The organism is Saccharopolyspora sp. NPDC000995, assembly GCF_053599315.1.
Genome location: NZ_JBSFLZ010000040.1, coordinates 18280 through 40041, shown reverse-complemented (window position 1 = coordinate 40041; position 21762 = coordinate 18280). Strand labels below are relative to the sequence as shown.

At 69.7% G+C, this 21762-nt stretch carries 23 protein-coding genes and 1 pseudogene; 10 read left to right on the top strand and 14 right to left on the bottom strand.

Annotation, left to right across the window (positions count from 1 at the left end; genetic code table 11):
- Nucleotides 1–58: 58 nt before the first annotated feature.
- Nucleotides 59–1036: a D-2-hydroxyacid dehydrogenase gene (locus tag ACWDKQ_RS15975; protein WP_450139498.1), complete on the top strand. Its 978-nt coding sequence runs from the start codon at nucleotides 59–61 to the stop codon at nucleotides 1034–1036.
- Nucleotides 1036–2454, top strand: a complete 1419-nt coding sequence (locus ACWDKQ_RS15970) for an amidase (protein ID WP_450139497.1) — start codon at nucleotides 1036–1038, stop codon at nucleotides 2452–2454. Before ACWDKQ_RS15975 ends, ACWDKQ_RS15970 begins: the two co-directional genes overlap by 1 nt.
- A 12-nt stretch (nucleotides 2455–2466) precedes the next feature.
- On the opposite strand, the gene ACWDKQ_RS15965 is transcribed toward ACWDKQ_RS15970, so the two are convergent.
- Nucleotides 2467–3435, bottom strand: coding sequence for a YeiH family protein (locus tag ACWDKQ_RS15965; RefSeq protein ID WP_450139496.1), 969 nt, complete (start codon nucleotides 3433–3435; stop codon nucleotides 2467–2469).
- A gap of 178 nt (nucleotides 3436–3613) precedes the next feature.
- Here ACWDKQ_RS15965 and ACWDKQ_RS15960 point away from each other — a divergent pair, with 178 nt between their 5' ends.
- Nucleotides 3614–4528, top strand: coding sequence for a LysR family transcriptional regulator (locus ACWDKQ_RS15960; RefSeq protein ID WP_450139510.1), 915 nt, complete (start codon nucleotides 3614–3616; stop codon nucleotides 4526–4528).
- A gap of 6 nt (nucleotides 4529–4534) precedes the next feature.
- Here the strand turns inward: ACWDKQ_RS15960 and ACWDKQ_RS15955 are convergent, their stop codons facing one another.
- Entirely contained in the window at nucleotides 4535–5989 is a 1455-nt protein-coding gene (locus ACWDKQ_RS15955; RefSeq protein WP_450139509.1) for an aldehyde dehydrogenase family protein, read from the bottom strand.
- A 90-nt stretch (nucleotides 5990–6079) separates the two neighbouring features.
- Nucleotides 6080–6250, bottom strand: coding sequence for a hypothetical protein (locus tag ACWDKQ_RS15950; protein WP_450139495.1), 171 nt, complete (start codon nucleotides 6248–6250; stop codon nucleotides 6080–6082).
- Nucleotides 6251–6619: 369 nt separating this feature from the next.
- On the opposite strand from ACWDKQ_RS15950, the gene ACWDKQ_RS15945 reads away from it, so the two are divergent.
- From ACWDKQ_RS15945 to ACWDKQ_RS15935, 3 genes are all read left to right on the top strand, one after another.
- Nucleotides 6620–6913, top strand: a complete 294-nt coding sequence (locus ACWDKQ_RS15945; protein ID WP_450139508.1) for an FCD domain-containing protein — start codon at nucleotides 6620–6622, stop codon at nucleotides 6911–6913.
- Between the two features lie 153 nt (nucleotides 6914–7066).
- Nucleotides 7067–8017 carry a helix-turn-helix domain-containing protein gene (locus tag ACWDKQ_RS15940; RefSeq protein WP_450139494.1) on the top strand — a complete coding sequence of 317 codons (951 nt, stop codon included), beginning with the start codon at nucleotides 7067–7069 and terminating at the stop codon, nucleotides 8015–8017.
- Nucleotides 7911–8318 carry a VOC family protein gene (locus ACWDKQ_RS15935; protein ID WP_450139493.1) on the top strand — a complete coding sequence of 136 codons (408 nt, stop codon included), beginning with the start codon at nucleotides 7911–7913 and terminating at the stop codon, nucleotides 8316–8318. The genes ACWDKQ_RS15940 and ACWDKQ_RS15935 overlap by 107 nt, the downstream gene beginning before the upstream one ends.
- Before the next feature lie 46 nt (nucleotides 8319–8364).
- Here ACWDKQ_RS15935 and ACWDKQ_RS15930 read toward each other — a convergent pair whose 3' ends face one another.
- From ACWDKQ_RS15930 to ACWDKQ_RS15920, 3 genes are all read right to left on the bottom strand, one after another.
- Nucleotides 8365–9513 (bottom strand): SPFH domain-containing protein, encoded by a 1149-nt coding sequence (locus ACWDKQ_RS15930; protein ID WP_450139492.1) that lies wholly within the window; start codon nucleotides 9511–9513, stop codon nucleotides 8365–8367.
- A 16-nt stretch (nucleotides 9514–9529) separates the two neighbouring features.
- Nucleotides 9530–9961 (bottom strand): NfeD family protein, encoded by a 432-nt coding sequence (locus ACWDKQ_RS15925; RefSeq protein ID WP_450139507.1) that lies wholly within the window; start codon nucleotides 9959–9961, stop codon nucleotides 9530–9532.
- A 75-nt stretch (nucleotides 9962–10036) separates the two neighbouring features.
- Nucleotides 10037–10843: a DUF3097 domain-containing protein gene (locus ACWDKQ_RS15920; protein WP_450139491.1), complete on the bottom strand. Its 807-nt coding sequence runs from the start codon at nucleotides 10841–10843 to the stop codon at nucleotides 10037–10039.
- A gap of 140 nt (nucleotides 10844–10983) precedes the next feature.
- On the opposite strand from ACWDKQ_RS15920, the gene ACWDKQ_RS15915 reads away from it, so the two are divergent.
- Together ACWDKQ_RS15915 and ACWDKQ_RS15910 are read left to right on the top strand one after the other, a co-directional pair.
- Nucleotides 10984–11757: a hypothetical protein gene (locus ACWDKQ_RS15915; protein ID WP_450139490.1), complete on the top strand. Its 774-nt coding sequence runs from the start codon at nucleotides 10984–10986 to the stop codon at nucleotides 11755–11757.
- Between the two features lie 168 nt (nucleotides 11758–11925).
- Entirely contained in the window at nucleotides 11926–12288 is a 363-nt protein-coding gene (locus ACWDKQ_RS15910) for an arginase family protein (RefSeq protein WP_450139489.1), read from the top strand.
- On the opposite strand, the gene ACWDKQ_RS15905 is transcribed toward ACWDKQ_RS15910, so the two are convergent.
- From ACWDKQ_RS15905 to fabG, 3 genes are all read right to left on the bottom strand, one after another.
- Entirely contained in the window at nucleotides 12188–13207 is a 1020-nt protein-coding gene (locus tag ACWDKQ_RS15905) for a ferrochelatase (protein WP_450139488.1), read from the bottom strand. The genes ACWDKQ_RS15910 and ACWDKQ_RS15905 overlap by 101 nt on opposite strands.
- A gap of 67 nt (nucleotides 13208–13274) precedes the next feature.
- A complete protein-coding gene (gene fabI / locus ACWDKQ_RS15900) occupies nucleotides 13275–14042 on the bottom strand; it encodes an enoyl-ACP reductase FabI (RefSeq protein WP_450139487.1) in 768 nt (255 codons plus the stop codon).
- Nucleotides 14043–14110: 68 nt separating this feature from the next.
- Nucleotides 14111–14815: a 3-oxoacyl-ACP reductase FabG gene (gene fabG, locus ACWDKQ_RS15895; RefSeq protein ID WP_450139486.1), complete on the bottom strand. Its 705-nt coding sequence runs from the start codon at nucleotides 14813–14815 to the stop codon at nucleotides 14111–14113.
- A gap of 175 nt (nucleotides 14816–14990) precedes the next feature.
- On the opposite strand from fabG, the pseudogene ACWDKQ_RS15890 reads away from it, so the two are divergent.
- Together ACWDKQ_RS15890 and trxA are read left to right on the top strand one after the other, a co-directional pair.
- A pseudogene (locus tag ACWDKQ_RS15890) lies at nucleotides 14991–16846 on the top strand (FAD-binding and (Fe-S)-binding domain-containing protein).
- A gap of 90 nt (nucleotides 16847–16936) precedes the next feature.
- Nucleotides 16937–17287 (top strand): thioredoxin, encoded by a 351-nt coding sequence (gene trxA / locus ACWDKQ_RS15885; RefSeq protein WP_450139485.1) that lies wholly within the window; start codon nucleotides 16937–16939, stop codon nucleotides 17285–17287.
- A 1-nt stretch (nucleotide 17288) separates the two neighbouring features.
- Here trxA and ACWDKQ_RS15880 read toward each other — a convergent pair whose 3' ends face one another.
- Genes ACWDKQ_RS15880 through ACWDKQ_RS15860 form a run of 5 tightly spaced genes read right to left on the bottom strand, consistent with a single transcriptional unit; the run spans nucleotide 17289 to nucleotide 21745 of the window.
- Complete coding sequence (locus tag ACWDKQ_RS15880) at nucleotides 17289–18011, bottom strand: MgtC/SapB family protein (RefSeq protein WP_450139484.1); 723 nt, start codon at nucleotides 18009–18011, stop codon at nucleotides 17289–17291.
- A 47-nt stretch (nucleotides 18012–18058) separates the two neighbouring features.
- Nucleotides 18059–18649 (bottom strand): class I SAM-dependent methyltransferase, encoded by a 591-nt coding sequence (locus ACWDKQ_RS15875; protein ID WP_450139483.1) that lies wholly within the window; start codon nucleotides 18647–18649, stop codon nucleotides 18059–18061.
- A 14-nt stretch (nucleotides 18650–18663) separates the two neighbouring features.
- A complete protein-coding gene (locus ACWDKQ_RS15870) occupies nucleotides 18664–19644 on the bottom strand; it encodes a VWA domain-containing protein (RefSeq protein WP_450139506.1) in 981 nt (326 codons plus the stop codon).
- A gap of 2 nt (nucleotides 19645–19646) precedes the next feature.
- Entirely contained in the window at nucleotides 19647–20600 is a 954-nt protein-coding gene (locus tag ACWDKQ_RS15865; protein ID WP_450139482.1) for a DUF58 domain-containing protein, read from the bottom strand.
- 14 nt (nucleotides 20601–20614) lie between these two features.
- Nucleotides 20615–21745, bottom strand: a complete 1131-nt coding sequence (locus ACWDKQ_RS15860; RefSeq protein WP_450139481.1) for an AAA family ATPase — start codon at nucleotides 21743–21745, stop codon at nucleotides 20615–20617.
- Between the last annotated feature and the right edge of the window lie 17 nt (nucleotides 21746–21762).

Below are 21762 nucleotides of genomic sequence, written 5' to 3'. Positions count from 1 at the left end.
GCGCGCCCGACGATCACCGCTGCCCGGCCCCCGCACGCAAAGCCCCTAAGGTCAGATCATGATCAGCCGCCCCCCTACGGTCGTCGTTCTGCACGACGGGAACCCGCCCGCGGAATTGGCCCGCATCCAGGACCACGCCGAGCTCCGCTACGCCGACGCCGACGAGCTAGCCACCGCGCTGCCCGGCGCCGACGTGCTGTTCGTCTGGGACTTCCGCTCCGATGCGATCACCTCGGCATGGCCGCACGCCGACGCGCTGCGCTGGTTGCACGCGGCCAGCGCCGGGGTCGACCACCTGCTGTTCCCCGCCCTGCGCGACTCCGAGGTGCTGCTGACCAACTCCCGCGGCGTCTTCGACCGACCGATGGCCGAATGGGTGCTCGGCGCCGTGCTCACCTTCGCCAAGGAACTGCACACCACCCTGCGGCTGCAAGACCGCAAGCAGTGGCGACACCGCGTGACCGAACGCATCGAAGGCAAGAGCGCACTGGTCGTGGGCACCGGCCCGATCGGCCGGGGCATCGCCCGCCAGCTCACCGCCGCCGGGCTGTCCGTGTCCGGTGCCGGGCGCATCGGACGCAGCGGCGACCCAGACTTCGGCGACGTGCACGCCTCCAGCGACCTCGCCCACGTCATCGGCGCCTTCGACTACGTCGTGCTCGCCGCCCCGCTGACCGAGCAGACCAAGGGGCTCGTTGACGCCGAGGTCCTCACCCACTGCCGCCCAGGCGCAAGGCTAATCAACGTCGGCCGGGGCGAACTCGTCGTCGAGACCGACCTGATCGCCGCCCTTCGCTGCGGGAAGCTGGCCGGCGCGGCACTGGACGTGTTCGAAACCGAGCCGCTGCCGCAGACCTCGCCGCTGTGGGAGCTGCCCAACGTGCTCGTCTCCCCGCACATGTCCGGGGACACCGTCGGCTGGGTCGACGAACTCGTCGACCTCTTCCTCGCCAACCTGCGCAGCTACACCGACGGCACACAGCTGCGCAACGTGGTCGACAAGCACCGGGGTTACGTCAGCGGAACGGAGCACTGATGGGCAACACCCAGCCGGCCGCCCGAACGGCAGCCGACCTCACCGCCACCGAACTCCTCGCCTGCTACGCCGCCGGGGAGCTGTCCCCGGTGGAAGCGACCGAAGCGGCGCTGCGCCGCATCGCGGACGCCGACGAGGCGGTCAACGCCTACTGCCTGGTCGACGCCGATCGGGCGTTGGAGCAGGCCAGGGCATCCGAACAACGCTGGCAGCGCGGCGAACCCGCCGGGCGGCTGGACGGCGTGCCGACCTCGGTCAAAGACATCTTTCTGACCAAGGACTGGCCGACGCTGCGCGGCTCCCGAACCATCGACCCGCACCAGCAGTGGACCGTCGACGCCCCGGCGGTAGCCCGGTTGCGGGAGCACAACGCGGTGTTCGTCGGCAAGACCACCACACCGGAGCTCGCGTGGAAGGGCGTCACCGACAGCCCGCTGCATGGCATCACCCGCAACCCGTGGGACCCGACTCGCACCGCCGGCGGGTCCAGCGGTGGTGCAGCTGCGGCAGTGGCGCTGGGCATGGCCCCGCTGGCCATCGGCACCGACGGCGGCGGCTCGGTGCGCATCCCTGCTGCGTTCTGCGGCATCGTCGCGCTCAAGGCGACCTACGGCCGGATACCGCACTACCCCGCCAGCCCCTACGGCACCCTCGCCCACGCCGGACCGATGACCGCTACGGTCACCGAGACCGCGCTGATGCTCGACGTGCTGTCCGAACCGGACAGCCGGGACTGGTCCGCGCTGGAACCGCCGAGCGGGTCCTTCGTGGACGGGCTCGACTCCGGGGTGCGGGGCCTGCGCATCGCCGTAAGCCTCGACCTCGGCTTCGGCACCTTCGTCGATCCCGAGGTGTCGCACGCGGTCACCGCAGCCGCCCGGGCCTTCGAGGAGCTCGGGGCCATCGTCGAGGAGGTCGCTCCCGGTATCACCGATCCGGTCGAGGACTTCCACGTGCTGTGGTTCACCGGTGCCGCGAAGTCCGTCGAGCACCTCACCCCCGAGCAGCGGGAGCTGCTGGACCCAGGCCTGCACGAGATCTGCCAGCAGGGGCTGACCTACTCCGCCCAGGACTACCTGGAGGCGACCAACACGCGGATGCTTACCGGGCAGCGAATAGGAGCGTTCCACCAGACCTACGACCTGCTGCTCACCCCGACCGTGCCGATCCCGGCGTTCGAAGCGGGCCTGGAGGTCCCGGTCGGTTCCCCCAGCCCGCGCTGGACGAGCTGGACCCCATTCACCTACCCGTTCAACATGACCCAGCAGCCCGCCGCGAGCATCCCCTGTGGACTTACCGCTGACGGGTTGCCGATCGGCCTGCAGATCGTCGGCCCCCGCCACGGCGACGCGAAGATCCTCCGCGCGGCCCGCGCCTACGAGCGGACACACCCCTGGCAGCGCCCCAGAACCTCCTGATTCGGAGCGACTTCACGCCAGGGTGAGCAAGGTGGCGAAGCCGAGGACCGTCACCAGAATCGTGGAGCAGGCGCCGAGCACGAAAGCCTTGGCGCCGTTTCGCAGCAGCGCCTTGATCCGCACCCCGAACCCCAGCGCGAACAGCGCGCCCGTCAGCAGCAGGGTGGTCAACTGCTTCGCGCCGTCTAGCACTGTCCCAGGCAGCACACCAGCGCTGCGAACCGCCACCGCGACCAGGAATCCGAGCACGAACAGCGGCATGATCGGTGGCCGCTTGCCGCTGTCGGCGGCGCTGTGGCGGCGCTCCACCAGGCTGACCACGGTCACCATCGGCGCCAGCACGACAACACGGCTGAGCTTGACGACCACTGCGACCGCCACCGCGGCCGCACCGGCCGGCGACGCGGCCGCCACCACTTGCGCCACCTCGTGCACGCTGCCGCCAGCGACACGGCCGGTCTCATCGCCCGACAACCCAAACCCGACGGCCACCGCGGGCAACGCAAGCATCGAGATGGTCCCGAAGACCGTCACCATCGCCACGCTCGTGGCCACGTCCTCGTCATCGCGCTCGACCACGCTCTCCATCGCCGCTACCGCCGACGCACCGCAGATAGAGAAGCCCGTCGCCACCAGCATCGACAGCCCGCGCGGCACCCCCATCAACCGACCTATCAGCAACGTCCCCACGAAGGTCAGGGTCACGATCAGCAGCACCGCCACCACAGTGCCCGCACCGAGCCCCAGCACCTGCGTCACCGACAGCTGCAAACCCAGCAACACCACCCCGACGCGCAGCAACTTCCTGGTAGACCACGCGATGCCCGGCCGCGCCGACGCCGGAAAGCTCGGCACGTTGCCGGCCACTATGCCCAGGACCACCGCGATGGTCAACGCGCTCACCGCCGGAACCAGCTCGGAGATCGCCATGGACACCGCGATCGCCACAGCGGTGACCGCGAGACCCGGCCACAACTCCACGACGCCTGCACCTGACTGCTGCGAACTGAATGTTTTCGTCACCCGTTCAGGCTTGCCTGGACGCCGCCCGCGCAGTAGCCATGGTTTGCACAGGAGGTCATAGCTGAAGTGCATGCCCGACATGCGGGCGGGCCGCGAGCGAGCCGAACTCACCCGGCTAATGACCTACCCTGAGGGCATGGCCCCGCCCGACCCCGAATCGCTCCGGCTCCTGGTCCTCGTCGGCGAGCTCGGCAGCATCGGAGCCGCAGCGGCCGAGTTGCAGGTCAGCCAGCCCTCGGCGAGCAAGCGCCTCAGCCGGTTGGAGCGCCAACTCGCCCTACCGCTGGTGGAACGCACCCGGCAGGGCTGCACGCTCACCCCTGCCGGGGTCATGGTCTGCGACTGGGCCAACCAGGTCCTGGCACACGTCGACGGCCTGATGAACGGTGTGCGGGCGCTGCGTGCCCAGCACGAGTCAAAGCTCCGGGTCGCTGCCAGCATGACTGTCGCCGAATACCTCGTTCCCCGCTGGATCAGCCAGCTGCGCCGCACGCTGTCCGACGTGCACCTGGAACTCGACGTGGCCAACTCCCTGTCCGTGGCCGAAGCCGTCCGCCACGGACACGCCGACCTCGGCTTCATAGAAACCCCAGTGCCTCCTGAAGGCGTCTCGGTGCGGTTCGTCACCCGCGACCGCATGGTCGTCGTCGCACCGCCGGAGCATCCGTGGGCCCGGCTTCGTCGCCCACTGACCGCCACGGAACTCGCCGCGACCCCGCTGATCGTGCGCGAACACGGCTCCGGCACCCGCGAAACCCTCTACCGCGCGCTCGCCGAGGTCGGTGCTGACCCAGTCACCCCGCTGCTGGAGCTCCGCTCCACCACAGCTGCCCGCAACGCCGTCGTCGCCGGCGCCGGGCCCGCGGTCCTAAGCGTCCTCGCGGTCGCCACCGACCTCGCCGAGAAACGCCTCGTCGATGTACCCGTCGCAGCGCTCGACCTGCACCGCCCGCTGCACGCGGTCTGGCGCTCCGGCCTCCAGCTCACCGGCTCCGCCGCAGCCCTGCTGGCCACCGCCATACGCACGCCCGAGGCCAGCTCCGCCGGGTAAGCAGCGCTACTCCTCGTCCCAGGCCGACATCACGTGCTTGATCCGGCTGTACTCCTCCAGGCCGTAGCGGCCGAAGTCGCGCGCAGACGCCGAATGCTTGAACCCGCTATGCGGCATCTCCGCCGTGAACGGGTGGTGCGTGTTGATCCACACTGTGCCGGCCTGCAACCGCCGCGACACCCGCATCGCTCGCGCGTGGTCGCGCGTCCAGATGCTCGACACCAGCCCGTAGCGCACGCCGTTGGCCAGCTCGACAGCCTCCTGCTCGCTGTCGAAGCGCTGCACCGTCAGCACCGGCCCGAGCACCTCGTTCTGCACCAGCTCGTCGTCCTGCTCCACGCCGACGACCACCGTCGCCTCGTGGAAGAAGCCACGCTCCCCCTTGCGCCGCCCACCGGCGACGATCCGCGCGTGCTCCGGCAACCGCTCCAGGTGTGCCTGCACGATCTCTAGCTGCCCCAGGCTGTTCAACGGTCCGAACGCCGCGTCCAGATCCTGCGGCGGCCCCGGACGCATCGCCTCGGCCCACTCGGCCAACGCCGCCACGAACTCGTCGAACACCGCCGGACCCGCCAGCACACGGCTTGCCGCCGTGCAGCTCTGCCCCGCGTTGCCGAACGCCGCCGCCGCGATCCGCCGTGCCGCGCGCGGCACGTCCGCATCGTCGAACACCACCGCCGGGGCCTTGCCACCGAGCTGCAGGTGCGCCCGCTTTAGGTCGGCAGCCGCTGAACCCGCGACCTCCATCCCGGACCGGACCGTGCCGGTGATCGAGAACATCCCGGGCACTTCGTGCGCCACCATCGCCCGGCCGCTGTCGCGGTCCCCGCAAATCAGGTTCAACGCGCCCGCGGGCAAGAACTGGCCCGCGATCTCCACCAGCAGCGCGGTGCTCACCGGTGTCGTCTCCGCTGGCTTGATCACCACCGTGTTGCCCGCCGCAAGAGCCGGCGCGAACTTTGCCGCAGCCAGCAGCAGCGGATGCGTCCACGACGTGACCTGCGCGCACACCCCGATCGGTTCCCGCCGCGAGAACGACGTGTGTCCCGGCCGGTACTCGCCACCAGCCCCATCCTCCTGAACCCGCGCCGCCCCGGCGTAGAAGCGGATCAGGTCCACCGCCATCGGCAGCTCGTCGTCGCGCACCACCGACCAGGGCTTGCCGGTGTTGCGGCACTCTGCCACCACCAGCTCGTCGGCCCGCTGCTCGACGGCGTCGGCGACGTCGAGCAGCACCTGCTGCCGCTGCCGGGGCGTCGTCTGCGACCAGGATTCGAACGCCGACGCGGCCACCGCCATCACCGCGTCGACGTCCGTCCAGCGCGTCAGCGGAGCGGTGCCGTACTCCTCGCCGGTGCTCGGATCCACCAGCGGTAGCGTCTCGCCGGCCAGGGTGTCGGCGGGCTCGCCGTCGACGAAGTTGTGCAGTTCCAACGCCGTGGTCAAAAGATAGGCCTCCATCGCCGGGCCGACCGCCGTTGGCCGACCGGATGCTGCGTCCGCCAACCGACCCTATCCCCACGGCCGAGCGTGGGAAGGCGGCTCGCCGGGTCAGCTAGTCTTCGGCCGTCGCAGCCACTGCGCCAGAGTGCCCACCGCCATGAGGACCAGCACCGGCGCGAACGCCCACCGGTACGCCTGCGCCGCGAGCAGGTCCGACACCGACTGCAACACTGCGCCAACCAGCAGCTGGATCAGCACCGCCGCGCTGAACCCGCCCATGTTCACCACGCCCGAGGCGGTGCCGCAGCGGTGCCATCAGCACGAAGTGCACCCAGAACGAGCGACTGGTGCCGCGCTGCGCGATCACGTGGCGCAACGTGTGCGCGACCCGCTCGCGGGGCTTCGGCGTGTCGTGCACGGGCTGGGCGTGATCAGGCTGGGCGTAGTCAGGCTGGGCGTAGTCAGGCTGGGCGTAGTCAGGCTGGGCGTAGTCAGGCTGGGCGTAGTCAGGCTGGGCGTAGTCAGGTCGGTCCCGGATCGCGAGTGCCGCGAGCAGTGTCAGCACGACCGTCAGGGGCCCGGTGGAAAAGCGCCGCGCAATAGCAGAGCGCGCCGACTCCCGACACCAGCCACGCCACCTTCGACGATCTGCGGCGATCGTCGAAGCTCCTCGCTGGATGGCGCGGTCATGACGGTCTCGGACACCGGAAACTCGCCGACCTCTACAGCGCCCTGCGCGACAAGCAGATGCGGATCACCGCCACGGCCCGCACCCACGCCGTGCGCCCCCGCATCACCCAGCAGCACCTGCACCTCGCGTCGGCGCTCCGGGCCGGCGACCCGGAGCGGGCCAAGGCCGTGCTGCGCGAGCACCTGCTCGGCCCGGTCCGCGCTTTCGGCGTCGCCGGAGGCCTCTACCTCGACCCGGAATCGGAGTTCTGAGGCCGCTCTGAGCTTTTCTTAAGCCTTCGCCACGCCGCCCGCGAGGGTAATCAAATTAATTTTGATCAACACTGAAATAATCGTAATTGTAAAAACGACGGCTGCTCCGGGATTCGCCCCGCCAGTTTCGGAATCGCCGCCTAGCCTCGGGACGTGACCGAGAGGCAGTTCGTCAAGGCAACGCCTCCGCCAGCACTGCGGCAGCTGATCAGCGACATCTCCGGATACCGCGTGCGTTCCACGCCCGGCGTGCACCGCGGCCTCCCGTCGCGGAGTCTGACCATGATCATCGCGCTGGACGAAACGGTGGACGTCACCTTCGACTCGGGCTACCGGCAGTGCTGCACCGCGCTCGTCGGCGGGCTCCACAGCAAGCCGGCCAAGGTTGAGCACGGCGAACTCCAGCACGGCATCCAACTGGGCCTCACCCCGCTCTGCGCCCGCGCCCTGCTCGGACTGCCCGCCGGGGAGCTCGCCGACACCGGTGTCGACCTGTCCGCAGTGCTGGGCCCGGTCGTAATCGAACTCACCGAACGGATCCGCTCCGCGACCACCTGGACCGAGCGCTTCGACCGCCTCAACGACGGACTCCTCCGGCTCGCCGCCCCGGTCACGTTCCCCACCCCGGAGCTGGCCTGGATCTGGCGGCGGATGACACAGACCGACGGGCACATCCCCGTCGCAGCCCTGGCCGCCGACGTCGGCTGGACCCGCCAGCACCTCGGGGCGCGGTTCCGCCGCGAGTTCGGCCTCTCCCCCAAGCTCCTCGGCAGGGTGATGCGCTTCGAACGCGCCCGCCGCCAACTGGTCACCGGGACCGCCGGCAACCTCGCCGACGTCGCCGCCGACTGCGGTTACAGCGACCAGGCCCACTTCAACCGTGACTGGCGGGAGTTCACCGGCGTCGCGCCGTCGCGATGGATTGCCGAGGAGCTTCCATTCGTCCAAGGCGCGACGCATCTCGGAGACGCACCCTCGTGCCATGACGACGAACGCAATGCGAACCACGACCTGGCCTCTGATCCCCTACGCCGACAAGAAAGCCGGTATCCGCTTCCTAGTCGAGGCGTTCGGGTTCGAGGAAACCCTGATCGTGCCCGGTGAAGACGGTGACCTCGTGCACGCGGAGCTGCGCTGGCCAGGCGGCGGCATCATGATCGGGACCTGCGACTCCGGAAGCCGTTTCGCCAAGCCGAAGGGCTCGGGCGCCGCCTACGTGGTCACCGACGCCCCCGACGCGCTGTTCCAACGCGCCGTCGCCGCCGGCGCCGAGGTTGTCCACGAGCCCATGACCAGGACTACGGCTCGCGGGAGTTCTCCGTCCGGGATCCGGAAGGCAACAGCTGGAGCTTCGGGACATACAAAGGCAGCTAACCGCCGAACCCTTCGACTCGGCTACGAATAAGGCTCGGCGGGACTGAACGTCCCGCCGAGCCTCAGGCGAACTCCGCTCAGCCCTGCTGCTGCGGCGGCTCCGGCAGCGCGGTGGGGACGATGCCCGGGCTGGGCACCTCCTTGCGCGCCACCGCCTCGGCCGCCCGCACCGCTTCCGCGACCTCCGGGGTCGTCGAGGTGTCGAACCAGGACTTCACCGACTCCTCTTCCTCCTCCGGAGCGGCGGTCGGCGGCTCCTCCTTCGGCGGCTCGTAGCGGAACACGCCGTCCTCACCGGGCGCGCCGAGCATCCGCGCGAAGCCCTCCAGGGACTTGCCGAAGTCGCTGGGCACCACCCAGACCTTGTTCGCATCGCCCTGCGCCATCTGCGGCAGAGTCTGCAGGTACTGGTAGGCCAGCAACTCCGGAGTCGGCTTGCCGCGCTTGACCGCCGCGAAGACCTTCTCGATCGCCTTGGCCTGCCCCTGCGCCTGTAGGTACCGGCTGGCCCGCTCGCCCTGCGCCCGCAGGATGCTGGACTGCCGGTCGGCCTCGGCGGCCAGGATCGCCGCCTGCTTCTGGCCCTCTGCCGCGAGGATCGACGCCTGCTTCTGCCCCTCCGCGGTCTTGATCGCCGATTCCCGGGTGCCCTCGGCGTTGAGGATCATCGCCCGCTTCTCCCGGTCAGCACGCATCTGCTTCTCCATCGAGTCCTGGATGGACGGCGGCGGATCGATGGCCTTGAGCTCGACCCGCGCGACCCGGATGCCCCAACGACCGGTTTCCTGGTCCAGCACCCCGCGCAGCTGCGTGTTGATCTTGTCGCGCGAGGTCAGCGTCTCCTCCAGGCTCATCGCGCCGACTACGTTGCGCAGCGTCGTGGTGGTCAGCTGCTCCACCGCGATGATGTAGTTGGAGATCTCGTAAACCGCAGAGCGCGAATCGGTGACCTGGAAGTACACCACCGTGTCTATGGACACCGTCAGGTTGTCCTGGGTGATCACCGGCTGCGGCGGGAACGAGACGACCTGCTCACGCAGGTCGATCCGGGCCCGCACCCGGTCGAAGAAGGGGACCAGGAAGTTCAGCCCGGGCTCGGCCACCGACCGGAACCTCCCGAGCCGTTCGATAACCGCCGATTGGGCCTGCGGCACCACCATCACCGACTTCACGGCGATGATCAGCACCAGCAGCACCACGACCACTAGCACGATCAGTCCGGTCATGCGTACATCCATCTCCTCACGGCTCGGCCCACACGACGGCGGTCGCGCCCGCGATCCCCATCACGGTGACCGTCTGGCCAGCTTCGATAACTTGGGTTTCGTCGAACGCCCGCGCCGACCACAGCGCCCCTTCGATGCGCACCTGGCCGCTGTGCTCATCCACAGTGGATACCACCAGGGCGTGCTTGCCGACCAAGGCGTCCACATTGGTCTTAAGTTCGTGGGGCACCTTCAGCCGCCGCTTCAGCGCCGGCCGTGCCAGGAAGATCAGCCCCAGTCCCAGCACCGCGAACACCACCGCGTCCACCGGCAGCGCAGCGCCCAGCGCCGAAGAACCCGCGGCCCCCAGGGCAGCGATGCCGAGCATCACCAAGACGAACTCCCCGGAGAGCACCTCGGCAGCGACGAATAGCACCCCGGCGATGAGCCACAGCAGCGCGGGCGTCATGTTTCCCATGGTGACAGACGCGGACAGGCCCCGGCTGGCCGATTCGCCGGGTGTGATCAACGCGTGATGTCCGGCTCAGCCGTCCTCGGTAACGAAGTCGATCAGTCGCTCGACCGCGGTCAGCAGCGGGGTCTCGACGTCGCGGAAGTTCGACACCGACGAGAGGACCCGCCGCCAGCCGTCCGCCGGTTCACCCCAGCCCAGCTCCGCGCAGACCCCTTGCTTCCAGTCCGTCCCGCGCGGCACCCGCGGCCAGCCCGCGATGCCCAGCGCCTGCGGCTTGACCGCCTCCCAGATGTCGACGAACGGGTGACCGGTGATCAGCACGTGCGGGTCGTCGATGCCCTCGACGAGGCAAGACTCCTTGCTGCCGGGCACCAGGTGGTCCACCAGCACCCCGACGCGCCGCCCCGGCTCGGGGGCGAACTCGGCCAGCCGCCCGGGCAGGTCGTCCACGCCGTGCAGCGGTTCCACGACCACGCCCTCCACCCGCAGGTCATGCCCCCAGATGCGCTCGACCAGCTCAGCGTCATGCTGACCCTCCACCCAGATCCGGCCGCCACGCGCGGTGCGTGCCCGCAGTCCCTCGACCCGCACCGACCCGGACGCCGAGCGCGTCGGCTTCGCCTGAGCCGTCCTGCGCACCGGCACCAGCGTCACGGTCTTGCCCTCGAACAGGAACGCGGCCGGGCGCATCGGGAACAGCCGCTGCTTGCCGTGCCGGTCCTCCAGCACGACGGTGTCCTTCTCCACCCTCAGCACCGCGCCGCAGAAACCGCTGGCTGGGTCTTCGACCACCAGGCCCGGTTCGGCGGGGATCTCGGGCACCTTCCGCCGCCGCGGGCCCGCGAGGATGTCCTTGCCGTAGTTGACCGAACGCACGAGGCATCACGGTAATCCGATCGTGGACATCGTGGTGTGCGGCGCGCCGCCGAAGCGCAGATCACAGTGGAACGCCCCCATACGGCGCGGCGCGGTACTGGTCCGTACCCTCTGTCGACGTGCCTTGCCCAAGCGCCACGATGGTTGTCTGGACGTCCGCCTGGCTGCACGGTGCAGCCGCTTCGGACGACGTGCTCGATGCCCTGCAGACCTGGGCCGAGTTCCAAGAAGTGCAAGCCGCCGACGCGGATCTGGCCGCGCGGCTGGACCTCCCCTGCCCGCAGGAAACCCCGGCCGGTCCGGCGCTGCTGCTGGCAGCGCTGCGCAAAGCCGGGGCGGGCAACAGCGAGCTGGTGCTGCCGGTCCCCGGCGACGCCCGCGGGCTCGGCGGTGCGAGCCCGTTCGCGAAGCTGGCCATGCGCGTCGGCGAAGCCGTCGTGCTGCCGCAGGCAGGGATCGGGCTAGTCCCGCAGCGCATCGCCGAGAGCATCTTGCGCTGGACGGCGTTCGAAATCGGCGATCTGCCGCCGACCGAACATCTGCCGATCGCCGAGGCCGAGCACGGCATGGCCTCGGCGATGCGGGAAGCGGCCAGCGCGCTGATCGACCTCGGCGTGGCCAAGCACCGCACCGGGGTACGGGAGGAGATCGCCAAAACCGTCGCGTCCCGGCCTGCTCCGCCCTGGCCGGATGGCGTTCCTCAGCGCACCCTCCGAATCCTGCAACGGGCCACCGAGGTCGAGGCGATCCTGTGGGTAGCCACCGATGACGCGCCCGGCGGCGCCATGTCCGCCTCGGCGATCCGCGGCCGCACGGAAGCCCTGCGGCCGCTGTTCGATGCGGTCCGCGCCGCTCGCCGGGCGTCGGTCGCCGAGATGGTCCGCGTCCTCGCCGGCCGAGCCGAGAAGTCCTGACTCACCCGAACGTGTAAGCGTAGAAGGCACCTTTCGCCAAATCACCACAACACCTGGCAAGAGGCGCCCTTCACGCGGACCGAAGGCCCACCGTCAGCGAGCAGTCAGCAAGTTGAACAACAAGCTGGTCTGCGTACTCCCGGTACGCCGCAGATTCCCTCCGGGGTGATGTCGAACTCGGACAGCGATCGAGCGCGGAGTTGGACGACGAGATTCCACACTCCGATCGTGGAGTGTGGAATCTCGACTTCAGGAAATCCTCGAACCGGCCGCTGCGCTGTCGCCCTGGCCGCATTGCCGAGGATCGCCGCTCACCGCCCCGATGCCGCAGTCGTGTGGTTTGACGCCCACACGGACATCAACACACCGAAGAGCGCGGTCCTCGTCGGTACGCGACATCGACCCACCGGAGCAACACCTGATCGACCCGTCAGCAACCGGGGGCGCAGGGTTCGCCGTTGGTGGTGGAGCCTGCTGCCGGCATGGCGGAGAGCTTCCGCGGCTCGACGCCACCGGTGTGCTCGGCGATGAGTTCTACGATCAGCTTCGCGAACCGCGGGTCCGGACCGGCCGTCGCCGCGCGGGCGAAGCCCATGCCCAACTCCGCGGCTTTGTCCTTGGCCTCGTTGTCCAGGTCCCAGATCACCTCCAGGTGGTCGGAGACGAAGCCGATCGGGCTGACCACCACCGCTTGGACGCCCTTGCCGTGCAGGTCCTCGATGTGGTCGCAGATGTCCGGCTCCAGCCACGGCACCTGCGGCGGGCCGGACCGCGACTGCCAAACCACGTCGTAATCAGCGGCCCCGACCGCCTCGGCGACCAGCCGCGACGCCTCGGCGACCTGGCGGGAATACCACCGCGGCGCACCGTCCGGTCCCTCCTGCGCATCGGCCCTCAGCGGAATCGAGTGCGCGGTGAACACCAGGCGCGCCTGCTCGCGCTGCGCCGTGTCCAGCTCGGCGAACGCGCGGCGCACCGCGTCCGCATTGGCCTCGACGAACAGCGGGTGGTCGAAGAACTGCCGCAGCTTCACGAGTTCCGGGGCCCGGTCGCCGACCGCGGCCCGGGCCCGCGCGATGTCCTCGTGGTATTGCTTGCAACCCGAGTACCCGCCCCAGGCGGAGGTGGCGAACACCAGTGCGCGGCGCACCCCGTCGTCGGCCATCTTCGCGACGGTTTCCTCGACCATCGGGTGCCAGTTGCGGTTGCCGAAGTAGACCGGCAGATCCCGGCCCTGCGCGGCGAGTTCCGCCTCCAGAGCCGCCATGATGTCCTTGTTGAGCCCGTTGATCGGCGACACCCCGCCGAAGTGGTGGTAATGCTCGGCGACCTCGTCGAGGCGTTCCGGCGGCACTCCCCTGCCTCTGGTCACGGTCTCCAGGAACGGTCGGACTTCATCCGGGCCTTCGGGGCCCCCGAACGACAGGAACAGCAACGCATCGAAACTCACCCAACCATGATGCCGCCGCGCGACGAGCGTCTGCAGCCGGGGGCACCGGCCGCGGACGCGTCGCAACTCAGATGCCGAGGGCGTGCACGCCGCCGTCGACCATGATCATCGAACCGGTGGTCTTGGGCAGCCAGTCCGACAACACCGCGCACACCGACTTGGCCACCGGGGTGGGGTCGTTGACGTCCCAGCCCAGCGGGGCGCGGTCGCCCCAGCCAGCCTCCAGGTCGGCGAACCCCGGGATCGACTTGGCAGCCATCGTCCGCACCGGACCGGCCGACACCAGGTTGACCCGGACGCCCTTCGGCCCCAGCTCACGCGCCAGGTAGCGGGAGGTCGACTCCAGCGCGGCCTTGGCCACGCCCATCCAGTCGTAGGCGGGCCAGGCGACCCGGGCGTCGAAGTCCATGCCGACGATCGAGGCGCCGTCGCTGAGCAGCGGCAATGTGGCGGTGCTCAGCGACTTAAACGAATACGCCGAGACCTCGAGTGCGGTCGAGACGTCCGACCACGGCGCGGCCAGGAAATCCCCGCCCAGGCAGGACGCTGGGGCGAAGCCGATGGAGTGCAGCACGCCGTCGAGCCCGTCGACGTGCTCGCGCACCCGGTCGGCGAGGCTGTCGAGGTGCTCGTCGCTGGTCACGTCCAGCTCCAGCACCGGCGCGGGCTTGGGCAACCGGCCGGCGATGCGCTGCACCAGGCTCATCCGGCCGAACCCGGTGAGCACCACCTCGGCACCCTGCTCCTGAGCGGCCTTGGCCGCGTGGAATGCGATCGAGGCGTCCGTGATCACGCCAGTGATCAGAATCCGCTTGCCTTCGAGCAATCCGCTCACGTGTTTCCTCCGCTGTGCTTTCGCGAAAAGACTTGATCTTCCACTGCGTCCGTCCAACCGGACCGGACTCAGTGGCCCATCCCGAGTCCGCCGTCGACCGGGATCACCGCGCCGGTGACGTAGGCCGCGGCGTCGGAGGCCAACCACTCCACAGTGGCCGCGATCTCTTCGGCGGCGGCGAACCTGGCCAGCGGGATCTGGCCGAGGATCTCCTTCTTGCGGTCCTCGGCCAGCGCATCGGTCATGTCCGTGGTGACGAAGCCGGGCGACACCACGTTGGCCGTGATGCTGCGTGAGCCGAGCTCCCGGGCGATCGAGCGCGCCAGGCCCACCAGGCCCGCCTTGCTCGCCGCGTAGTTGGCCTGCCCTGCGGCCCCGGAGAGCCCGACCACCGATGAGATGAAGATCATCCGCCCCTTGCGGTTGCGCAGCATGCTGCTGGCCGCCCGCTTGGCCACCCGGAATGAACCGGCCAGGTTGGCGTCGATGACCCGGCTGAACTGGTCCTCGCTCATCCGCAGCAGCAGCGTGTCGTCGGTGATGCCCGCGTTGGCCACCAGCACCTCGACCCGGCCGTGCACGGCTTCCACCTCGTCGAATGCCGAGGCCACCTGCTCCGGGTCGGTGACGTCGCACTGCACCCCGAACAACCCTTCCGGGGCACCCGATCCGCGGTGCGTGACCGCGACCTTGTCCCCGGCGGCCTTGAAGGCCTTCGCGATGGCCAATCCGATGCCGCGGTTGCCGCCGGTCACCAGTACGGACCGTGCCACTGTGGATCTCCCTCCAACAATGCTCAAGATTCGTTTCAGCCGCGACATTATCCGCTCCCGATCCCCGGCCGCTCGTCGCCTCCATACAGAAATACCTGCACCGTGTCGTGGTCCCCCTACAGCGACCGGGGCAGGCAGACTGCGCTACAGGAGCCCCGAGCCATGAGGCGCTTTCATGGCCACCTCGTTCGACGACCTCGCCGCCGAGTTGCGCGCGGCGCGCTGTCCGGCCCGGTTCGTTTCGACCCCGGCACCCGCGCGTTGTACTCCACCGATGCGTCCAACTACCGCCAAGTCCAGATCGGCGTGGCGCTCCCTCGCACCGACGACGACGTGGCCGCGGCGGTCGCAATCGCCCGGCGGCATGGCGTGTCGGTCACCGGCCGCGGCGCGGGCACCAGCATCGCCGGGAACGCCGTCGGTCCCGGCCTGGTGCTCGACTTCTCCAGGCACCTCAACCGATCCTGGATATAGACCCCGAGCGGCGGCTGGCCCACGTACAGCCGGGCGTCGTGTTGGACTCGCTGCGGTCCGCAGTCGCCGGTCATGGCCTGACCTTCGGGCCGGATCCCTCCACCCACAGCCGCTGCACGCTCGGCGGCATGATCGGCAACAACTCGTGCGGCACGCACTCGGTCGCCTGGGGCAAGACCGTCGACACAAGGCCGCCTTCGACCCCGACGACCTGCTCAACCCGGGCCAGATCGTGCGCCCCCGCCCGGTCGACGCCGACCTGCGGCTGCTGGTGGCCCCGCCCCGGCTGCCGAGCCGGACCACGCTGGCGCTGCACGCCGACTCCGGCGATCTCGCGGCAGCGACTCGGCGCTGCGTCGGGATGGGCAGATGCCTGAACACCACAGGCGGGGTAATGTGCCCGAGCTACCGGGCCACGAAGGAGGAGAAGCACTCCACCGGGGCAGGGCGCATCTGCTGTTCGAGATGCTGGCCGGTCGTGTCGCCCGCCGCGGCTGGCGTTCGCTTGAGATCCGGGGCGTACTGGCCCTGTGCTTGTCGTGCAAGGGCTGCATGTCGGACTGCCCGGTCGATGTCGACATGGCGACGTACAAGGCCGAGTTCCTGCGCCACCACTACCGGCACCGCGTCCGCCCAGCCGCGCACTACTCGATGGGTTTCCGGCCGCTGTGGTTGCTCTTGGGGCACCGCGTCCCGAAGCTGGCGAACCGGGTGCTCGCCGGACCATTGGCCCCAGTGCTCAAGCGGCTCGGCGGCATCGACGCTCGGCGCGCGGCCCCGGAGTTGGCGCCGCAGACACTACAGGCGTGGTGGTCGAGGCGGCGCCCGATCGCCGACGCCACCACCCGTGTGGTCCTTTTCCCGGACACCTTCACCAACCACTTCGATCCGCAGATCGGCCGGGACGCCGTCGCGGCCCTCGAAGCGCTCGGCCACGCCGTGGAGATGCCGCGCGAGCCCGGTCTACTGCGGGCTGACCTGGCACTCGACCGGGCAGCTCGACATCGCCCGCTCGATGGCCACCCACACGGCCCGCCTGCTGCGCTCCCGAGTCGACCAAGGCCTGCCCGTCGTGGGCCTGGAACCCAGTTGCACCGCCTTCCTGCGCAACGACGCGCTGGAACTCGCGCCGCACGACCCGGACGTCAGGGCGCTGGCCGCGGCGACCAAGACATTCGCCGAATGGGTCGAACCGACCTGCGCGCAGTGGCAGCGATCCGAATCCGGGCCGGAGGCGCTGGTGCATGCCACCAGCACGCGGAGCTGGGCTTCGCCGCCGATCAGGCCACATTGGACGCCACCGGGACCCGCACGCGGGTGCTGGATTCGGGCTGCTGCGGACTGGCGGGGAACTTCGGCTTCGAACGCGGCCACTACGACGTCTCGATCGCCTGCGCCGAACAAGCCCTGCTCCCGGCCGTGCGAGCGGCCGACCCGGGCACTGAGATCGTCGCCGACGGCTTCAGCTGCCGAACCCAACTCCGCCAGGCCAGCGAGACCGAGCCAGTCCACCTCGCCACCCTCGTCGCCCGCGCTCTCGACGTCGGCGGGTCGTGACACGGGGTGATGGGTGCGATACGAGGCCGGGGAATGCGACGCCGGTGCACCGTGTTTCCCGGGTACGCCCGCAACCAGCCAGGAGGATAGATGGCAACGGTCGAGCTGACCACCGAGAACTTCGACGAGGTCGTCTCCGGCAACGAGTTCGTGATCATCGACTTCTGGGCCGATTGGTGTGGCCCGTGCAAGATGTTCACGCCGGTCTTCGAACGCAGTGCCAAGAAGCACGACGACATCGTCTTCGCCAAGGTGGACACCGAGGCCCAGCCGCAGCTGGCCGGAGCCTTCGAGGTCCGCTCCATCCCGACGCTTGCGATCGTCCGCGACAACGTCCTCGTCTTCCAACAGCCCGGCGCCCTCCAGGAGAACGTCTTCGAAGACCTCATCCGCCAGGCCCGCGAACTCGACATGGAAGAAGTCCGCAACAGCGCGAAGTGAGCTAGAAGCCCGGTTCGAAGGCCTCCCCGACCGCCGTGTGCAGGATGCCTGGCAGTGCGCTGATCTCTTCGACCAGCGCCGCTGCCGGGACTTTGCCTCGCAGCTTCAGCGCGACCACGGCAGTCCGCTGCTGCTCGTCGTCGGTGTCCTCGCGTTCCACTTCCAGATCCATCACGGTCCACCCGCGGCTGGTGCACAGCGTCAGCACGCTGCGCAGCACGCCGTACCCGTCGAGGTAACCGATGCGCAGGACCTGCGGCTCCCGCAGCGACTTACGCATCAACCGCATCAACCGCGGATATCCCATCGCCACGAGGAAGTGCACCGTCGTCACCGCCGCGGCCAGCACCACCAGGCCGCTGCCGCAGGCCATGCCGACCGCGGCGACCACCCACACCGTGGCCGCGGTGGTCAGGCCGCGCACCGCATCCCGGCGCACGAAGATCAAGCCGCCGCCGATGAACCCGATGCCCGAGACGATCTGCGCCGCCACCCGCGACGGGTCGAACGAGACCCGGTCGAGGACCAGCAGATCACCGAAGCCGTACTTGGACACCAGCATGAACAGCGCCGCGCCGACGCCCACCAGGGCGTGGGTGCGCAGTCCGGCGCTCTTGGCCCGGATCTCCCGCTCCAGCCCGATCAAGCTGGAGAACAGCAACGCAGTGCCCAACTCGACGAGCAGCGGAACCTCGCCCAACCCGGCTACAACCGCACCAGACATCCCTGGAACGTAACGCACCGCCCCCGGTTCGGTCGCCATCTGTGCGCTCAGCCCGCCTGCCGCGGCCGCCTGGCCAAGTAGGCCACAGCAGGCGGCAGGTTGCGCCAAACCGTCCGGCTGATCACCGTCTCCTCGAACTCGGCCCGCAGGTCGGCCAGCTGCCGACGGGCCGGCGGGGCCCACCTCGTCCAGGTGTAGGCGAACTGCGTGAACGCGCCGCCGGGGACCAGCGACCGGGCGATCAGCCGAATCAGCGGCACCCCGTCCACCGGCGCGTGCGCCACCCACGGCAGGCCGCTGACGACGACATCGGCCCGCAACTCGCGCTGCCGCAACAGCTCCGGCAGGTCCCGGGCGTTCGCGCACACCACCTCCACCACTGGGAACCGCTCTCTCAGCTCCGCCGCCCACCGCGGGTTGAGCTCCAGCGCCAGGTGCCGTCCGCGGCCGCCGAGCCGACGCTGGATCACCTCGGTGAACGCACCGGTGCCCGGCCCCAGCTCGACCACCACCGGATCACCCCGGTGCGGGATGGGCGCCACCATCTGCTCCGCCAGCGACCGCGAGCTGGGACCGACGGCAGCGGTCGTGGTCGGCGATTTGACGAACTCCCACAGAAAACCCGCTGCTGTGCCCACCGGCGCTCCCGTCGCTAAGGCAACCTTCGGCCAGCGAACAGCGAGATCCCGGCCGCGATGATCGCGGCGAGCGTACCCAGCACCAGCCACGGCTTGCTGGCGTCTGTGTGCTTGGTCTCGTACCCGATCTGCTCGCCGAGCGTCGAGTACACCTCGCGCAACTGTTCGGCGCTAGCAGCCTTGTGGAACTCACCGCCGGAGAGCCGAGCGATCTCCTGCATCGCCTCGTCGTCGACCTCGACCCACTCCTGCTCGCCCTCAATCTCGATGCTGCCGTGCTTGGTGCCGAAGGAGATCGTGGAGATCGGGATCCCTGCCTGCTTGGCTTCCTTGGCCTTGGTGTAGGCCCCGCGCGGCGCGTCCATCTCGCGCGGGATCGTCTGCCCGCCGTCGGCCATCAGCACGATCCGAGCCGGTGGCGCCCCGGCCGGGCCGCCGACCATCTTCCCGAACGAATCGATGGCCTGCAGCGAGGCGTTGATCCCGTCGCCGGTGGCGGTCGCCTCCGCCAGCTTCAGGCTGTCGATGGCCTGCTTGACGCTGGCCCGGTCGGTCGTCGGCATCACCAGCACCGTCGCGGTGCCCGCGAACGACACCAGCCCGAGGTTGATGCCCGGCGTCAGCTTGTCCGCGAACTCCTTCGCGGCGACCTTCGCCGCCTCCAAGCGGCTGGGTTCGACGTCGGTGGCCTTCATCGACAGCGACACGTCGATGGTGAGCATCACGGTGGCCCGGTTACGCGGGATCCGCTGCTCGGCGGTCGGTCCGGTCAGCGCCACGGTGAGCAGGATCAGCGCCACTCCGAGCAGCGCCGGAGGCAGGTGCTTCCACCAGCCCTGCCGGGCCGAAGCGACCCGGTCGAGCACGTCCATGTTGCTGAACCGCAGCGTGTCCCGGCGGCGGCGGCGCAACGCCCACAGGTAGCCGGCGACCAATGCCGCGACCACGAACAGCAGCAGGAACCACCACGGTGTGGTGAATCCCGACAAACTCAACATCAAGCAGCTCCTCCGGACCAACCCCGTTTGCGCGCCACCACGAACCGCACCACATCGGCGATCCAGTCCGAGTCCGTCCGCAGCGACAGGTGCGCGCACCCGGCTCGCCGCAGCACGGCCGCGACCTCGTCGCGGTGCGACGCAGCGGCGGCGGCGAACTCCTTGCGCAGCACCGGGGTCGTGTGAACCTCCCGCTGCTTGCCCGTTTCCGGGTCCGACAACAAGACGGTGCCGACATCGGGCAATTCCAGGTCGCGCGGGTCCAGCACCTCGATCGCCAGCAGCGAGTGGCGTGCCCCCAGCCCGCGCAGCGCGCGCTGCCAATCCGTCGGCCCCAGGAAGTCCGAGATGACCACCGCCAGCCCGCGCCGCCGGGGGGGTCGACGCAGCGACTCCAGCAATTTCGCTAGATCACCCCGTGTGCCTTCCGCTGCGCGCGGCGTCTCGGCCACCTTCTTCAGCAGCCCCCGCGCATACGCCGCGCCACCGCGCGCCGGCAGCCGTACCGGGCTGGTGCCGTTGTCCACAACCGCGCCGATCCGGTTGCCGCCGCCGCTGGTCAGGAACATCACTGCGGCAAGCGCGGCGACGGCCAGCTCTCGCTTGTCGCAGGCCGCCGAGCCGAAGTCCAGGCTCGGCGACAGGTCCATCGCCACCCAGGTCTCCAGCTCGCGGTCCGCGACCGTCTGCCGGATGTGCGGTTCGGCGGTGCGGGCGGTGACCGCCCAGTCCATCCGCCGCACGTCATCTCCTGGCTGGTAGACCCGCGCCTCGCCCGGCTCGGTGCCCGGACCGGGCACCAGCCCCAGGTGGTTGCCCTGCAGGAGGCCATCGAGCCGTCCGCGCACGTTCAGCTCCAGCGACCGCAGGGCGACCTCCAGCCGTCCGGAGTCCAGGGCGGGCGGTGCCCAGGACGGACGATCGTCGCGGCCGGAATGGAGTGCTGCCGACACCGCTGCGTCGCTCCTCACTGGTGCGGGTTGGGCCCGAGGTGCGGCTGCTGGCCGTAACCACCGGGACCACCGGGACCGACCGGAACAAGCGAGCCTGCCTGCGGCCGCGCCGACACCTGCGGCAGCGGCACGGTTTGCAGCACCCGGCCGACGATGTGCTCGACGGGGATCCCGTCGGCCAGCGCGTCGTAGGACAGCACCAGGCGGTGCCGCAGCACATCTGGGACCACGTCGAGCACGTCCTGCGGCAGGACGTAGTCCCGTCCGCGCACCAGCGCCAGCGCCCGCGAGGCTGCGATGATGCCCAGGCTGGCGCGCGGAGAGGCACCGTAGGAGACCCAGCCGGCGATGTCGGACAGGCCGTGGTCGTTGGGTAGCCGGGTGGCCACCACCAGCCTCACGACGTAGTCGACCAGCGCGTGGTGCACGAACACCCCGGCCGCCACGTTCTGCAGGCGGATCAGTTCGTCGGGGTTGAGCACCGGGTTGGGTTCTGGAGCGGCCACGCCCATCCGGTAGATGATCTCGCGCTCTTCCTCCGCCGACGGGTATTCGACGGGAAGCTTGAACAAGAATCGGTCCCGCTGCGCTTCCGGAAGCGGGTAGACGCCCTCGTTCTCGATCGGGTTCTGGGTGGCCAGCACCAGGAACGGAGCGGGCATCGGAAAGCTCTGCCCACCGATGGAGACGTGCCGCTCGGCCATTACTTCCAGCAGCGCCGACTGGACCTTCGCGGGCGCGCGGTTGATCTCGTCGGCGAGCACGAAGTTGGCCAGCACCGGGCCGAGCTCGACGTCGAAGCGCTCGCTGCCCTGCCGGTAGATCCGGGTGCCGAGAATGTCGGCGGGCACCAGGTCGGGGGTGAACTGCAGGCGGGAGAACGAACCGCCGACCACCCGCGCGAATGTCTCCACGGCCAACGTCTTGGCCACGCCGGGCACGCCCTCCAGTAGGATGTGGCCCTTGGCCAGCAACCCGGTCAGCATCCGCTCGACGAGCCGGTCCTGGCCGACGATCACCCGCTTGACCTCGAAGACGGTGCGCTCCAAAAGCTGCGCGTCCCGCGCCGGTGTGCTCACCTGGTCCGCCGGGCGCGCCGCCGCGGCTCCGGCGCCCCCGCTCTCACCGTTGCCGGCCTCGGTCACTTCTCCCAGCCTCCTGT

What these genes read in the sequence shown, in the direction of transcription:
- ACWDKQ_RS15975 (WP_450139498.1), top strand. Translation starts at nt 59, where the DNA reads ATGATCAGCCGCCCCCCTACGGTCGTCGTTCTGCACGACGGGAACCCG.
- ACWDKQ_RS15970 (WP_450139497.1), top strand. Translation starts at nt 1,036, where the DNA reads ATGGGCAACACCCAGCCGGCCGCCCGAACGGCAGCCGACCTCACCGCC.
- ACWDKQ_RS15960 (WP_450139510.1), top strand. Translation starts at nt 3,614, where the DNA reads ATGGCCCCGCCCGACCCCGAATCGCTCCGGCTCCTGGTCCTCGTCGGC.
- ACWDKQ_RS15955 (WP_450139509.1), bottom strand. Translation starts at nt 5,989, where the DNA reads ATGGAGGCCTATCTTTTGACCACGGCGTTGGAACTGCACAACTTCGTC.
- ACWDKQ_RS15950 (WP_450139495.1), bottom strand. Translation starts at nt 6,250, where the DNA reads ATGGGCGGGTTCAGCGCGGCGGTGCTGATCCAGCTGCTGGTTGGCGCA.
- ACWDKQ_RS15935 (WP_450139493.1), top strand. Translation starts at nt 7,911, where the DNA reads ATGCGAACCACGACCTGGCCTCTGATCCCCTACGCCGACAAGAAAGCC.
- ACWDKQ_RS15930 (WP_450139492.1), bottom strand. Translation starts at nt 9,513, where the DNA reads ATGACCGGACTGATCGTGCTAGTGGTCGTGGTGCTGCTGGTGCTGATC.
- ACWDKQ_RS15925 (WP_450139507.1), bottom strand. Translation starts at nt 9,961, where the DNA reads ATGACGCCCGCGCTGCTGTGGCTCATCGCCGGGGTGCTATTCGTCGCT.
- ACWDKQ_RS15915 (WP_450139490.1), top strand. Translation starts at nt 10,984, where the DNA reads ATGGTTGTCTGGACGTCCGCCTGGCTGCACGGTGCAGCCGCTTCGGAC.
- ACWDKQ_RS15910 (WP_450139489.1), top strand. Translation starts at nt 11,926, where the DNA reads ATGTCGAACTCGGACAGCGATCGAGCGCGGAGTTGGACGACGAGATTC.
- trxA (WP_450139485.1), top strand. Translation starts at nt 16,937, where the DNA reads ATGGCAACGGTCGAGCTGACCACCGAGAACTTCGACGAGGTCGTCTCC.
- ACWDKQ_RS15880 (WP_450139484.1), bottom strand. Translation starts at nt 18,011, where the DNA reads ATGTCTGGTGCGGTTGTAGCCGGGTTGGGCGAGGTTCCGCTGCTCGTC.